This is a genomic window from Leclercia sp. UBA2479 (genome assembly GCF_002341985.1).
GTDB lineage: Bacteria > Pseudomonadota > Gammaproteobacteria > Enterobacterales > Enterobacteriaceae > Enterobacter > Enterobacter pneumoniae.
On sequence record NZ_DDPB01000009.1, the window covers coordinates 228,681 to 242,881 of the forward strand.

Sequence of the window (14,201 nt, forward strand, 5' to 3'; positions counted from 1 at the left end):
TAGCAGTTATTGCGCAGGTTTCGCTTTCCAGGCATCCCATGCCTGTTTAATTTCCTGCTTCGCGGTCGCGGCATCGTTAAAGCCATTCAGCTCCACTTTTTTGCGCCCTTCCGGCAACTCCTTATAGACGCGGAAAAAGGCTTCCAGACGTTGCTGCTCAATCTTCGGCAGATCGCTCAGCTCTTTAATGTCATCGTAGGTCGGGTCGATTTTGCTTGCCGGTACGGCCACGATTTTGTCATCTTTTTCACCGCCATCGATCATCTTCAGCACGCCAATGGCGCGCAGTTTGATCAGGGTGCCGGGCGCCATCGGCGCACGGGTATAAAAAATAACGTCCAGCGGATCACCATCCCCTGCCAGCGACTGGGTCAGGGACCCGTAGTTCGCCGGATAGGCCACCGGCATAGACTGGAAACGATCGGCAATGATAAAGCCCGTTTTGGCATCGGTTTCGTATTTAATAATCCCGCCAGCCGGGATTTCAGTGACCGCGTAAAACTCTTCCGGATTATTCTCCGGCTGCGGGAACTCAAGAATATTTTGGGCCTGAACGGAGGCAGATAACAGCAGGCTCACGGCGAGCACTTTTTTGACCAGGTGCATTGTCTTTTAACTCTTTGGTTATTAGGAAGACAACACCTTACGGAGCAAAAATGTCAGAAACATGACGGTTTGTTGACGAAACCGATAGCCTACCATTCATCATAGTTATTAATCATTCAGCCCCTCCCACCAGGCAAAATACCGACAAAATTATTACATTATGTTGCTCTGCCCTTGCCGGATTGATTGAAAGAATTAATCCTTAAGAGGTATGTCGTTAGTGCGATATGCCGGACCTGCCTCGCAGATCTCATCATGAACATGGAGAAACATATGAAAGCTGCAGTTGTGACAAAAGACCATCATGTGGACGTGACCGACAAAACCCTTCGCGCACTCAAGCATGGCGAAGCGCTGCTGAAGATGGAGTGCTGTGGCGTGTGCCATACCGATCTTCACGTTAAAAATGGCGATTTTGGTGACAAAACCGGGGTGATTCTCGGGCATGAAGGTATCGGGGTCGTGAAAGAAGTTGGGCCGGGCGTCACCTCTCTTAAGGTGGGTGACCGTGCAAGCGTCGCCTGGTTCTTTGAGGGATGTGGTCATTGCGAATACTGTAACTCGGGCAACGAAACCTTATGCCGCACGGTAAAGAACGCCGGCTATTCAGTGGACGGAGGCATGGCGGAAGAGTGCATCGTTACCGCCGACTACTCGGTCAAGGTGCCGGACGGTCTGGGGTCGGCCGAAGCCAGCAGCATTACCTGCGCCGGAGTGACTACCTACAAAGCAGTGAAGATTTCAGACATCAAACCCGGCCAGTGGATTGCTATTTATGGCCTGGGCGGCCTGGGGAACCTGGCGCTGCAATACGCTAAGAATGTCTTTAACGCCAAAGTGATTGCCATTGATGTCAATGACGAACAGCTGAAGCTGGCGGCGGAGATGGGGGCCGATCTCACCATCAACTCGCGCACCGAAGATGCGGCTAAAATCGTTCAGGAGAAGGCCGGTGGTGCCCATGCTGCCGTGGTGACCGCAGTAGCAAAAGCGGCCTTCAACTCAGCGGTGGATGCCGTGCGTGCCGGTGGCCGCGTGGTTGCCGTGGGCCTTCCACCCGAAGCGATGAGCCTGGACATTCCACGTCTGGTCCTGGATGGCATCCAGGTCGTAGGCTCCCTGGTGGGCACGCGTCAGGATCTGACCGAAGCGTTCCAGTTTGCTGCGGAAGGAAAAGTGGTACCGAAAGTGGCTCTGCGTCCGCTGGGTGATATCAACGCCATTTTCAAAGAGATGGAACAGGGCCAGATCCGTGGCCGTATGGTGATTGATTTCCGCCAGTAAGTCTTAACCCTCGTCTTAGGACGAGGGTGCTTTCAGTTAGAACTGCGCCTGTCGGCAATCCACTCCTGCACTTCAATCTGAAAGGTATCCGGCGCCTTACGGAACATCTTGCGTGCCAGATCCAGAATGGTATGCCGGGATAACTCCTCTTCCATCCGCTGCTGCGCACTGTCCATCACCGAACGGACGCCGCACGGCCCTTCGCAGGCCCATGCGGGAGGGGCTTCATCAAACAGCGCCAGCCGCTGTCGCACTTCGCGACATTCGAACATGTTCTTCTGGCCATCGATGGCATGCGCCACGTCCAGCACGGTGATCAACTCGGCCGCACGCGCCAGCTTAAACCCCCCGCCCTTACCTTCGGTGCTGATGACCAGCCCGGCGCGGGAGAGGCGCGTGAATATTTTGCCCAGGTAGTCATAAGGCACGCCCTGCAGTTCGGCCATTTCCCGCACGCTCATTTCGCGCTCATTGCCCTTTGCATCCACCATGCACATCAGGCTGTGAATACCGTATTCCACACCGGAACTGTAAAAGGCCATGCGTAACTCCGTAATGATTAATCCTGGTTAGTATAGCGTTAGCGTCCTTCTGAAAACTAGTCCGAACCAGATCGCAAGCCTAACCTGTTATTTAAAAAGAATATTTATTGCAATCCAAAATTCGTGCTTGCGCTTAACTCAGAAAACTATTGTCGCAGTTAACTACGACAAGTATAGTTGGAGTCAGGTCAGACATAGAGCCTGACGCGTTTAAGGAACGAAGATGAAGAAGCAACTTTTGATTGTGGGCAGCGGCTTTGCCGGAATGTGGGCGGCGGTCAGTGCTGCGCGTGTAGCTGAACTGAATAGCAGCGATGACCTTCATATCGCCGTGCTGGCCCCCGCCGCCGAGCTGCGCGTGCGTCCGCGTTTTTACGAGGAAAATGTCGCCGGGCTACGTGCCCCATTAAGCGACCTCTATGCCGAACTTGATGTCGAATTTATCGCAGGTCACGCAGAACGCATTGATACTACTGAAAAAACGGTCTGGTATCGCGCACAGGATGGCGGCACGTCGCTCAGGAACTATGACCGTGTGATCCTGGCAACCGGTAGCCAAATCCGTCGTCCTGCCATTAACGGCCTGGCTGAGTATGCTTTTGATATCGACCAGATGGAATCTGCGCAAATCTTTGAAAAACACCTCGACGAACTGGTCAATCAGCCAGCGAGCCTTGCGCGAAATACGGTGGTGGTCTGCGGTGGCGGTTTTACCGGCATTGAGCTGGCGACCGAATTACCGGCACGTCTGCGTGCACGTCTTGGTGATGATACCCAGACCAGAGTTATCGTAGTTGAGCGCGGTGATAAAATCGGCGGACGTTTCAGCGAGGCACTGAGTCAGGTCATCGCGGAAGCCAGCATTGGGCTGGGCGTTGAATGGCGCGTGAACAGCGAAGTTGAGTCCATCGACGCGACGGGCGTAACGCTAAAAGGCGGCGAACATATTGAATCGTCTACCGTGGTCTGGACCGCCGGTGTGGAGGCGCATCCCCTCACCCAGCAGATCCGCGCTGAACGCGATGCACAGGGGCGTCTGCGCGTAAATGATTTACTGCAAATCCCGGCTCTTCCCGACGTCTATGCCACCGGCGATACGGCACATGCGAAAACCGACGAGCTCGGTAATACCGCGCTGATGACCTGCCAGCATGCGATCCAGCTTGGAAAATTTGCTGGTCATAATGCGGCGGCCAGCCTGCTGAACGCCACGCCTCACCCTTATCGTCAGGTTAATTATGTTACCTGTCTGGATCTCGGGGGCTGGGGCGCGGTCTACACAGAGGGCTGGGAACAGGCGGTGAAGAGCGTGCGTGAGGAGGCGAAAAAAATCAAAATCGCCATTACTCACGAACTCATCTACCCACCGGCGGCAAACCGCGCAATTGCCTTTGCCGCCGGCGATCCGCTGGCAAAATTTGTTTAATACCGCCAACCGCCCTCATGGGCGGTTGTTTTACATTCTGCATGAAACCAGACGGGCCTGAAAAGCATCAGGCTACCGCGCTGGCGCTGGAATGAGCCCCTTTAGATTTCCGATATCCGTACATCAATAAACAGGACATTGCGGCAAACGACAGCAGGGCTGCGGGCAGCGTGACATAGTCCCAGCTGTAGCCAAGCGTAATCATCAATCCACCGAACCAGGCCCCAATTGCGCTGCCAAGGTTAAAGGCCACCTGGCCGCCTGCCGCCCCCAGCAATTCCCCGCCTTTGGCGTTTTGCAGTAACAAAATCTGCAACGGCGCAGAGAGTGCAAAGAGTCCGGCGCAGCAGATAAAGCCCATCACCAGCGAGGCGGTTTGGTTCTCACCGAAAGTGAACAGCAGCAACAGGGACAAGACAATCACCAGGTCTGTTGTGGCGGCAATGCGCAGCGGACTGAAACGTCCGGATAACTTGCCGCTGAGCAGGTTGCCGAGCACCATCCCCAGCCCCATCAGCATCATGATGAAGGTCATAAACAGGTCAGAGAAACCAGAGACGTTAACCATGAAGGGTTTAACGAAGCTAAACCAGGCAAACACCCCTGCGTTGCCAAACATGGTCGCGGCAAAGATCAGCCAGGGCTCAGGTTTCTTCAAAAAATGGAACTGCTCGGTGAGGCGGGCTTCGCTTTTATCGTAGAGCTTAGGCACCCATAAGAGTATGGAAAGAATCACCAGCGCATCGAAAAGCGCAATCAGGGCGAAGGTGTAACGCCAATGATAGGTCTGGCCAATCCAGGTGCCCAGCGGCACGCCCATCAGATTGGCGACCGTCATGCCGGCAATCATTCCGGATACGGCCAGCGTGACTTTACCCGGCGGCGCAATTTTAGAAAGAAGAATGGCCCCGACGCCAAAGAAAGCGCCATGCGGAAGACCCGAGATCAGACGGCCCAGCGCCAGCATGGTATAGGAGTTTGCGCAGGTGAAAATGGCATTACCTGCCACGCAGAGCGCCACCAGAAAGAGCAGCGTGCTCTTCAGGGAAAACTTACTGGAGAAGAGCGCGATGATCGGCGCGCCAATCACTACGCCAAAAGCGTAAAACGAGATCATATTGCCCGCAGAGGGAATGGAGATCCCGGTATCCTGCGCCAGTTCAGTTAACACACCCATAATGCCAAATTCGGCCATACCCAGGCCGAAGGTGCCAAGTGCCAACGAAAAAACGGTTTTTTTCATACCACGACCACTTGTTAATAGATTGCGACGCGCATTATCGGCCAATCTTACTGTGTGAGCCAGTTCAAAACTGTCCGCTGACCGTTTCATCCATTATTTCGGGTAGGGTGTGAATATTTTCCGCCAGCCTGCCACGCCACGATTACACTTCAAGGTGTTAGCACGCAATGAACCTGCAACTCCATCGAGGATCGCAACATGGCAGAGAAGAAAAAGAGCAAGGCCGTCGCGGATGCCACTCCCACTGCACCGCTTAAAAACAAAGCGTATGAAAAAGAGCTGCGCCGACTGCACGTGGAGCTGGTTAAATTGCAGCAGTGGGTGGTCGCAAAAGGGTTAAAAGTCTGCATCGTCTTTGAAGGGCGAGATGGTGCCGGTAAAGGCGGTACCATCAAAGCCATCACCGAGCGCGTCAGCCCACGGGTATTTCGGGTGGTGGCTCTCCCTGCCCCAACCGAAAAAGAGAAAAGCCAACTCTACATGCAGCGCTATGTGCCTCATCTGCCTTCTGCCGGCGAAATCGTCATCTTTGACCGCAGCTGGTATAACCGCGCCGGTGTAGAGCGAGTGATGGGGTTCTGTACCGAGGATCAAGTAGAAAAATTTCTTGATGGCACCCCGGTAATGGAAAAGGCCATGGTGGATGCAGGCATTATCTTGCTGAAGTATTGGCTTGAGGTTACGCCGAAAGAGCAAGAGCGCCGGCTTCGCGATCGTATTAACGACGGGCGCAAGACCTGGAAGCTCTCCCCGATGGATATTAAATCCTTCAATATGTGGGATGAATATACCGCCGCCCGCGACGCCATGTTTGAAGCCACCGACACCGCCTGGGCGCCCTGGTTTGTGGCGCGTTCAGAAGATAAAAAGCGCGTTCGCCTGAATATTATTTCGCATCTGCTGTCACAGATTCCGTATAAAGATCTGCATATTAAGCCGATGGATTTACCGAAGCGAAAAATAGGCAAGATAAAACCGACGAAATATCCGTTCAGGTATATTGCGGAGCGCTTCTAAAATTACTGGAAGACGCCTCGCAAGAATCACTCTTGCCAGGGGAAGTGCTATTGTCTTTTGTCGGCTGCGGTTGATAATAACCGCACCAACACAGGAGGTGAAAAATGAAAGCAAACGAGAAAGAAAATCGCTGTACTCAGCAGCATCTAAGCCCAGCGATGCCGCTTCCCGCCTTGCACAAAGATGATAAATTACCGCCGGGCCAGCACGACAAAGAATTTATTAAAGCTATGAATGCGTTTACAGCAAAAGCGGGGCTATTGTCAGATGATCCCTATTTCGGAGGGATTTGATGGGATATCAGTTCGATATTTACCGCAACCCATCGGGCAGGACTTGCGAGTATCAACCCTATTTTATGATCATTCAACATGATTGGTATGACGACTTATCAACGAGGCTTATTATACCATTAAGTTATCGTATTCATCTGAATAGCCATATTCACTCTGCAGCTCCTCTGGTTAACATTGAATTCGAGAAGTTGTTCCTGAATACACTTGGTATGACTCATATAGATAAAAATAAGCTCAATAAGAAAAACTATGTCTGTAATTTAAAGAGTGCACGAAGTCGTGTTATCGCAAGCATTGATGCTTAAATCACCAATACATGACCCGCAAAGCGCCGCCGGACTCTGCCGACGGCGCACGGCCGGGTTAGTTTATCCCCTCTTCACTCTCTTTCTTCGCTTCCAGACGTTCCACATCCCGATACCAGCGCGGATGGTGTTTCTTCGCCCAGCGGCGGCTCACCTTCCCTTCAATCATCCCCTTAATCGACCCTTTAACCCAGAAAGCCATATACATATGGATCAGAATGGCATGGATCAAAATAATGGCAGACGTCGCGTGGATCAGCAGGCTATAACGCACCAGCTGAATCGGGAATAAGTGGGCAAAATAAGGACGCCAGATTATGACGCCCGTCACCAGCAGCACAAAAATCATGCTCATGATGGTCCAGAACATCATTTTTTGCCCGGCGTTATATTTCCCTACTTTTGCGACTTTATGTTCGTTCCCTTTCAGGACCTCAACAATCCCCTTCACCCACGGAATATCCTGCTTGTCCGGAATGTTATGGTGTACGAAGCGCACGAACATAAACATCAGTGCCACGAAGATCAGCACCCCGAAGAATGGATGCAGAATGCGCCCCATCTGCGGGGTACCGAAGGTTTCGGTCAGCCACTGTAGCGTCGGGAAGAAGAACGAAATTCCCGATACCGCCACCAGGAAGAAGCAGATCACCACCGTCCAGTGACAGGCGCGGTCGATAAATTTCGTGCGCACAATCATCTTTGACTTACTCATGATGCTCCTCCTCGTCGTCATCCACCTCTTTGTTCGGACCAATGCCAATATAGTGATAAATCAGCCCGGCAAAGGTGGCGATAAAGCCCGCCGCAGAGAGGGGTTTCAACGCCCCTTTCCACAGGTTGATCGAAGTATCGATCGCCGGGTCTTTCGGCAGATTGTGGTACAGCTCCGGCTGGTCGTTATGGTGCAACACATACATCACGTGTGTCCCCCCGACTCCCTGTGGATTGTAGATCCCCGCGTTGGCATAACCGCGCGCTTTTAACTTGTCGACGCGCTGCTGCGCCACCTCCAGCATCTCTTTTTTGGTCCCAAAGTGAATGGCGCCCGTCGGACAGGTCTTCACGCAGGCCGGCTCTTGCCCAACGCTGACGCGATCCACACACAGGGTGCATTTATAGACCCGGTTATCCTCTTTATTAAGACGTGGGATGTTAAACGGACAGCCCGCAATGCAGTAACCGCAGCCGATACAGTTGTCCTGCTGAAAATCCACGATGCCGTTGGCGTACTGAATAATCGCGCCGGCAGACGGGCAAGCCTTGAGGCAGCCCGGATCTTCGCAGTGCATACAGCCATCTTTGCGGATCAACCACTCCAGCTTGCCGTTCTGGTCGGTTTCGCTAAAGCGCATCACCGTCCAGGATTTAGCGCTCAAATCCGCCGGGTTATCGTAGACCCCGACGCAATGGCCCACTTCGTCACGGATATCATTCCACTCTGAACACGCCACCTGGCAGGCTTTGCAGCCTACACACGATGACACATCGATAAGCTTGGCAACTTCGGCCTTGTAATCCCGCGCGCGGGGCGCGGGAGTGATGCCATTGGTCGCGGAGCGTTTAATAATGTCTTGTGTTTCCATCGCCATCTTATCGCTCCTTACGCTTTCTCGATGTTAACCAGAAACGCTTTGTACTCCGGCGTTTGCGAGTTGGCGTCGCCGACGTTAGGCGTCAGGGTATTGGCGATATAGCCTTTCTGCGCCACCCCTTCAAAGCCCCAGTGCAGCGGAATACCGACGGTTTCCACCTGCTGACCGTGTACGTTCAGGGTCTGCAGACGACGGGTCACCACCGCAACAGCGCGTATAAAGCCGCGCTTGCTGCTTACCTTCACGCGGTCGCCGTTGGCAATCCCCTTCGCTTTCGCCAGATTTTCGCTGATCTCCACAAACTGTTCCGGCTGCGCGATGGCGTTGAGCCGCGCGTGCTTGGTCCAGGTGTGGAAATGCTCGGTCAGGCGGTAGGTGGTCCCCACGTACGGGAACTTGTCCTTCTTACCTAAACGCAGCACGTCGTCTTCGTAGATACGCACCACCGGGCTGGAGACCACGTTCGGGTGCAGCGGGTTGGTGCCGAGCGGCGTTTCCATCGGCTCGTAGTGTTCCGGGAATGGCCCTTCCGCCAGTTTGTCGAGGGCAAACAGACGCCCCAGCCCTTCCGGCTGCATAATGAACGGACCGGTGTTGCTGCCCGGCGCGGCGGTGTTGTAGTCCGGGATATCGTTCCCCGCCCACTTCGATCCGTTCCACGCGATCAGCATCCGTTTTGGATCCCACGGCTTGCCGTTGATGTCCGCAGACGCACGGTTGTAGAGCACGCGACGGTTAAGCGGCCACGCCCATGCCCAGCCCAGCGTATTGCCCAGACCTGATGGGTCTGCGTTGTCGCGGTTGGCCATCTGGTTACCTTGCTCGGTCCAGCTGCCGGTATAAATCCAGCACGAGGAGGCCGTGGTGCCGTCATCACGCAGCAGCGCGAAGCTGTTCAGCAGCTGGCCTTTCTTCGCCAGCAGGTTACCGTCAGCATCATAGAGATCCGCCAGCGCAATGCCGTTGTTCTCTTTGGCCACTTCCTCTGACTCGGGGTGATCCGGCTGCTTATAACTCCAGCTCATCTTCAGCAGCGGTTCGACGCCCTTGCCGCCTTCCGTGCGATACATGTCGCGCAGACGGTGGTAAATGCCCGCCAGAATTTCGCCATCGTTACGTGCTTCACCCGGCGCATCCTGTCCTTTCCAGTGCCACTGCAGCCAGCGGCCAGAGTTGGCAATAGAGCCATCCTCTTCAGCGAAGCAGGTGGACGGCAGGCGGAACACTTCGGTCTGAATCGAGGCCGGATCGACGTCGTTAGACTCCCCGTGGTTCTGCCAGAAGGTCGAGGTTTCAGTCACCAGCGGATCGATAACCACCATGTACTTCAGCTTGCTCAGGCTGCGAACCACTTTGTTTTTGTCCGGGAACGAGGCAACAGGGTTAAAGCCCTGGCAGATATAGCCCGTCACCTTGCCCTGATCCATCAGGTTGAAATACTTGATGACGTCCCAGGACTGATCCCACTTCGGCAGCCAGTCAAAGCCCCAGTCGTTCTCTTTCTGCGCCGCATCGCCGTAGAAAGATTTCATCAGGCTGACGTAGAACTTCGGATAGTTGCTCCAGTAGTTCACCTGATCCGGTAACGTCGCTTTTGGCGTATTTGCTGCCAGATAGCTTTGCAGATCGGTCTGTTTTTCTGACGGCAGCGTCAGGTATCCCGGCAGGCTGGTGGAGAGCAGCCCAAGATCGGTCAGCCCCTGAATGTTGGAGTGGCCGCGCAGCGCGTTCACCCCACCGCCCGCCATCCCCATGTTGCCAAGCAGCAGCTGGATCATCGCCATGGTGCGGATGTTCTGCGCACCCACGGTATGCTGTGTCCAGCCCAGCGCATACAGGAAGGTGGTGGTTCTGTCTGCTGCACTGGTTGAGGCCAGCACTTCACACACTTTCAGGAAGTCCGCTTTCGGGGTACCACAGATGTTTTCCACTACGTCCGGCGTATAACGGGAAACATGCTGTTTGAGCAAATTCCACACGCAGCGAGGATGCGTTAGTGTTTCATCGCGCATCGCATAACCGTTTTCATCGAACTGGTAGTTCCAGGAGGATTTATCGTACTGGCGTTTTTCCGCGTCATAGCCGCTGAACAGCCCGTCTTCGAAGGCAAAATCATCCCGCACCAGCAGGTTAGCGTTGGTGTAGTGCTTAACGTATTCCGCGTTAATTTTGTTATTTTCGATCAGATACAGCAGTACACCAGAGAGGAACGTAATGTCCGTACCGGAGCGAATAGGCGCATAGATATCGGCCACCGATGCCGTACGCGTAAAGCGCGGATCGACGACGATAAGCGTTGCGTCGTTGTTGTTTTTTGCTTCCATCGCCCAGCGGAACCCCACTGGATGGGCTTCAGCGGCGTTACCGCCCATCACCACCACGACATTCGCGTTTTTGATATCAACCCAGTGGTTGGTCATCGCACCGCGACCAAATGTTGGAGCAAGACTTGCTACCGTTGGTCCGTGTCAGACGCGCGCCTGGTTATCTACCGCCAGCATGCCGAGGGAGCGCACAAACTTTTGCGTCAGCATGCCGGTTTCATTACTTGCCGCGGATGCACAAAGCATCCCGGTGGAAAGCCAGCGGTTAACCGTGACGCCCTGCGCGTTCTTTTCAATAAAGTTGGCATCGCGGTCGGCTTTCATTAATTTTGCAATTCGGGAGAAGGCCTCATCCCAGGAGATGCGCTGCCATTTATTGGAACCTGGCGCGCGGTACTCCGGATAGCGTAGACGGTTGTCGCTGTGAACGTAATCCAACAGCCCCGCCCCTTTCGGGCACAGTGCCCCGCGGCTTACCGGATGATCCGGATCCCCTTCAATATGATAAATCGCCTCTTTGGTGTTCTTCGCACCATCACCCAGGCTATACATTAATAGCCCGCATCCAACGGAGCAGTATGTGCAGGTGTTACGGATCTCTTTAGCGCGCAACAGTTTGTAGTTGCGTGCCTGAGCCAGCGCCATTTTGGGCGCAAATCCCAGCATTGCTGCTGTAGTCCCGGCCATACCGCCCGCGCAGATTTTAAAGAACTGTCTGCGGCTGACGTCCATTGCTGTCCTCTTTTTCTGATAACTCTTCGCGCCGCAAACTATCAGCAAAGCCCCTGTTTTTATTGCGTCAAATCAAAGTCACCTGAATTCGCCCTCTTAATTGTCACGATTAGCCGTTTTGCTTAACCCGTTGGTATTAGCTCGCTTACGTTTCATTCGCGAAAGCGGCTCAAAGGGTGCTATAAACTTTTCCCTTTATTTCAATACCTCCGGGAGAGATATGGACAAGAAAAAAGCCACGCTGATCGGCCTGCTCGCCATTGTGCTATGGAGCACCATGGTGGGACTTATTCGGAGCGTCAGCGAAGGATTGGGGCCGGTGGGTGGTGCGGCAATGATTTATACCCTGAGCGGCTTATTATGTTGGCTAATTGTTGGACTTCCATCGCTTCACCGTTTTACGCCAGGCTACCTGATTGCTGGTAGCGTGCTATTCGTCAGCTACGAAATATGTCTGGCGCTGTCGCTCGGTTATGCCAGTACTCGCCATCAGGCGATTGAAGTGGGGATGGTGAATTATCTCTGGCCAAGTCTGACCATTGTTTTTGCTATTCTCTTCAACGGGCAGAAAAGCAGCCTGTGGGTAGTGCCCGGATTACTCATCGCACTCTTCGGCGTAAGTTGGGTATTAGGAGGTGAACAGGGTCTGCATGTTGATGAAATAGTCAGCAATATTCTCTCAAATCCTCTGAGCTATGGCCTCGCCTTTGCCGGTGCGTTTATCTGGGCGGCCTACTGCACCGTTACCTGCAAATATGCTAAGGGTCAGAATGGCATTACGCTCTTTGTGTTACTCACCGCCCTGACGCTGTGGATGAAATATCTGCTGAGCGACCAGCCGGAGATGACCTTTAGCCTGCCGATCGTTTTCAAATTGCTTCTGTGCGGCATGGCTCTGGGTGTCGGCTATGCGTCCTGGAATATTGGTATCCTGCACGGAAATGTTTCCCTGCTGGCGACAGTCTCCTATTTCACACCGGTGTTATCTGCCGCCCTTGCCGCCGCGCTACTGAGCGCGCCTCTCTCTTTCACCTTCTGGCAGGGTGCATTACTGGTCTGCGCTGGGTCGCTGCTCTGCTGGTATGCCACGCGCAATTAACGGTTTGGCTCCCTCCCGCGGGGAGGGGCGCCTCAGTTGTTAAATAAAATGTGATCTCTCCTCAGAATATTTAGGTAAACACTAGCCGCTACGTTGTGTGTTTGTTTATATTTGTTTCCGTCGTAAATAAATATTTCATTGAACTTACATTTATTGACAACAGATGTAATTAATTGACTCCTAATACTCACGTGCGATATAGCACGAAGTGCAATAGTATGTTTCTGAATATTTCAAAGAAAAATGTATAAAATATAGCCTGACCGCTCATTAACCCTCTGTTTTTGACTAATTAAATGTCTTGAGCCGATCAAATTTCGCTCACCCGCCCCGCTAATTACCCTTCGAAACAAAACCCCTCCAAAACTATAAATAGATTAATAATAAATTACGGCACTAAATAATTTTCAGAACATTTTCTAAGCGAATTTTGCAATATATGCGCTCATTTTACCGATCGCGATCACACTAATTGAAATTAAGATTAATAATTTGAAACTTATTATTGAAACGATGCAGCAAGAATCTTAAAAATAGCGTGCCATTGACGAGCGGCCTCGTTCATCAAGGGTTGAGGGTGTGCTTAAAAGAAAATTATAAGGATTACAAGCAATGAAACTTAAATTAGTTGCAGTGGCAGTGACTACCCTGTTGGCGGCTGGCGCAGTAAACGCAGCCGAAGTTTATAACAAAGACGGCAACAAACTGGATCTGTACGGTAAAGTGACAGGTCTGCACTATTTCTCTGACGACACCGATAACGACGGCGACAAAACTTATGTTCGTCTGGGCTTTAAAGGTGAAACTCAGATCAACGATCAGCTGACCGGTTTTGGTCAGTGGGAATATGAATTCAAAGGTAACCGTTCTGAGTCCCAGGGCGCTGACGGTAACAAAACTCGTCTGGCCTTTGCTGGTCTGAAATTCAACGAGTTCGGCTCCTTCGACTACGGCCGTAACTATGGTGTTGCATATGACATCGGCGCATGGACCGACGTTCTGCCGGAATACGGCGGCGATACCTGGACCCAGACTGATGGCTTTATGACTGGCCGTACTACTGGCGTAGCGACCTACCGTAACACCGACTTCTTCGGTCTGGTGGAAGGCTGGAACTTCGCGGTTCAGTATCAGGGTAAAAACGACCGTGATGATATCGCCGAATCCAATGGCGATGGCTGGGGTCTCTCCTCTACCTATGAAATGGACGGTTTCGGTGTAGGTGCAACCTACGCGAAATCTGACCGTACCGACGATCAGGTTCGTGCAGCAGTTAACGAACTGAACGCTGGCGGCGATGACGCAGACGTATGGGCAGCGGGTCTGAAATATGACGCAAACAACCTGTACCTGGCAACCACCTATTCTGAAACTCGCAACATGACCAGCTTCGGTGACGGTTATATTGCGAACAAAACCCAGAACTTTGAAGCGGTTGCTCAGTACCAGTTCGACTTCGGTCTGCGTCCGTCCGTTTCTTACCTGAAGTCCAAAGGTAAAGACATCGGTTCTTACGGCGACCAGGATCTGGTTGAGTACATTGAAGTGGGCGCAACCTACTACTTCAACAAAAACATGTCTACCTACGTTGATTACAAAATCAACCTGCTGGACGACAGCACCTTCACCGATACTGCCGGTATTGCAACCGACAACATCGTTGCACTGGGTCTGACCTACCAGTTCTAATCGACATATCATGTCTAAGGCCAGCCTCCGAGCTGGCCTTTTT

At 52.8% G+C, this 14,201-nt stretch carries 13 protein-coding genes; 7 read left to right on the forward strand and 6 right to left on the reverse strand.

Going from position 1 to position 14,201, the window contains the following annotated elements; genetic code table 11:
• Positions 1–6: 6 nt before the first annotated feature.
• Complete coding sequence (locus tag B3B59_RS10795) at positions 7–606, reverse strand: inorganic diphosphatase (protein WP_233802374.1); 600 nt, start codon at positions 604–606, stop codon at positions 7–9.
• Positions 607–879: 273 nt separating this feature from the next.
• Between B3B59_RS10795 and adhP the strand changes: the two genes are divergently transcribed.
• Positions 880–1,890, forward strand: coding sequence for an alcohol dehydrogenase AdhP (gene adhP, locus B3B59_RS10800; RefSeq protein WP_040075655.1), 1,011 nt, complete (start codon positions 880–882; stop codon positions 1,888–1,890).
• Positions 1,891–1,922: 32 nt separating this feature from the next.
• Here adhP and B3B59_RS10805 read toward each other — a convergent pair whose 3' ends face one another.
• A complete protein-coding gene (locus B3B59_RS10805) occupies positions 1,923–2,432 on the reverse strand; it encodes an RrF2 family transcriptional regulator (protein WP_040075653.1) in 510 nt (169 codons plus the stop codon).
• 223 nt (positions 2,433–2,655) lie between these two features.
• On the opposite strand from B3B59_RS10805, the gene B3B59_RS10810 reads away from it, so the two are divergent.
• Positions 2,656–3,858: an NAD(P)/FAD-dependent oxidoreductase gene (locus B3B59_RS10810; protein ID WP_286808977.1), complete on the forward strand. Its 1,203-nt coding sequence runs from the start codon at positions 2,656–2,658 to the stop codon at positions 3,856–3,858.
• 67 nt (positions 3,859–3,925) lie between these two features.
• On the opposite strand, the gene araJ is transcribed toward B3B59_RS10810, so the two are convergent.
• Positions 3,926–5,101 (reverse strand): MFS transporter AraJ, encoded by a 1,176-nt coding sequence (gene araJ, locus B3B59_RS10815; protein WP_286808978.1) that lies wholly within the window; start codon positions 5,099–5,101, stop codon positions 3,926–3,928.
• 198 nt (positions 5,102–5,299) lie between these two features.
• On the opposite strand from araJ, the gene ppk2 reads away from it, so the two are divergent.
• From ppk2 to B3B59_RS10830, 3 genes are all read left to right on the forward strand, one after another.
• Positions 5,300–6,118, forward strand: a complete 819-nt coding sequence (gene ppk2 / locus B3B59_RS10820) for a polyphosphate kinase 2 (protein WP_212476053.1) — start codon at positions 5,300–5,302, stop codon at positions 6,116–6,118.
• 104 nt (positions 6,119–6,222) lie between these two features.
• The gene (locus tag B3B59_RS10825) at positions 6,223–6,411 is read left to right on the forward strand and encodes a hypothetical protein (protein WP_040075649.1); all 189 of its coding nucleotides are present in this window, start codon (positions 6,223–6,225) and stop codon (positions 6,409–6,411) included.
• Positions 6,411–6,719, forward strand: coding sequence for a CcdB family protein (locus B3B59_RS10830; protein WP_286808980.1), 309 nt, complete (start codon positions 6,411–6,413; stop codon positions 6,717–6,719). The genes B3B59_RS10825 and B3B59_RS10830 overlap by 1 nt, the downstream gene beginning before the upstream one ends.
• Positions 6,720–6,777: 58 nt before the next feature.
• Here the strand turns inward: B3B59_RS10830 and fdnI are convergent, their stop codons facing one another.
• Genes fdnI through fdnG form a run of 3 tightly spaced genes read right to left on the reverse strand, consistent with a single transcriptional unit; the run spans position 6,778 to position 11,370 of the window.
• On the reverse strand, positions 6,778–7,434 hold the full coding sequence (fdnI, locus tag B3B59_RS10835; protein WP_040075646.1) for a formate dehydrogenase-N subunit gamma: 657 nt from the start codon (positions 7,432–7,434) through the stop codon (positions 6,778–6,780).
• Complete coding sequence (fdxH, locus tag B3B59_RS10840; protein WP_040075645.1) at positions 7,427–8,311, reverse strand: formate dehydrogenase subunit beta; 885 nt, start codon at positions 8,309–8,311, stop codon at positions 7,427–7,429. The genes fdnI and fdxH overlap by 8 nt, the downstream gene beginning before the upstream one ends.
• Before the next feature lie 11 nt (positions 8,312–8,322).
• Entirely contained in the window at positions 8,323–11,370 is a 3,048-nt protein-coding gene (fdnG, locus tag B3B59_RS10845) for a formate dehydrogenase-N subunit alpha (protein ID WP_156132611.1), read from the reverse strand.
• A gap of 220 nt (positions 11,371–11,590) precedes the next feature.
• On the opposite strand from fdnG, the gene yddG reads away from it, so the two are divergent.
• The gene (gene yddG, locus B3B59_RS10850) at positions 11,591–12,469 is read left to right on the forward strand and encodes an aromatic amino acid DMT transporter YddG (protein WP_286808981.1); all 879 of its coding nucleotides are present in this window, start codon (positions 11,591–11,593) and stop codon (positions 12,467–12,469) included.
• Positions 12,470–13,081: 612 nt separating this feature from the next.
• Positions 13,082–14,158, forward strand: coding sequence for a porin OmpC (gene ompC / locus B3B59_RS10855; RefSeq protein ID WP_046885423.1), 1,077 nt, complete (start codon positions 13,082–13,084; stop codon positions 14,156–14,158).
• Positions 14,159–14,201: the final 43 nt, after the last annotated feature.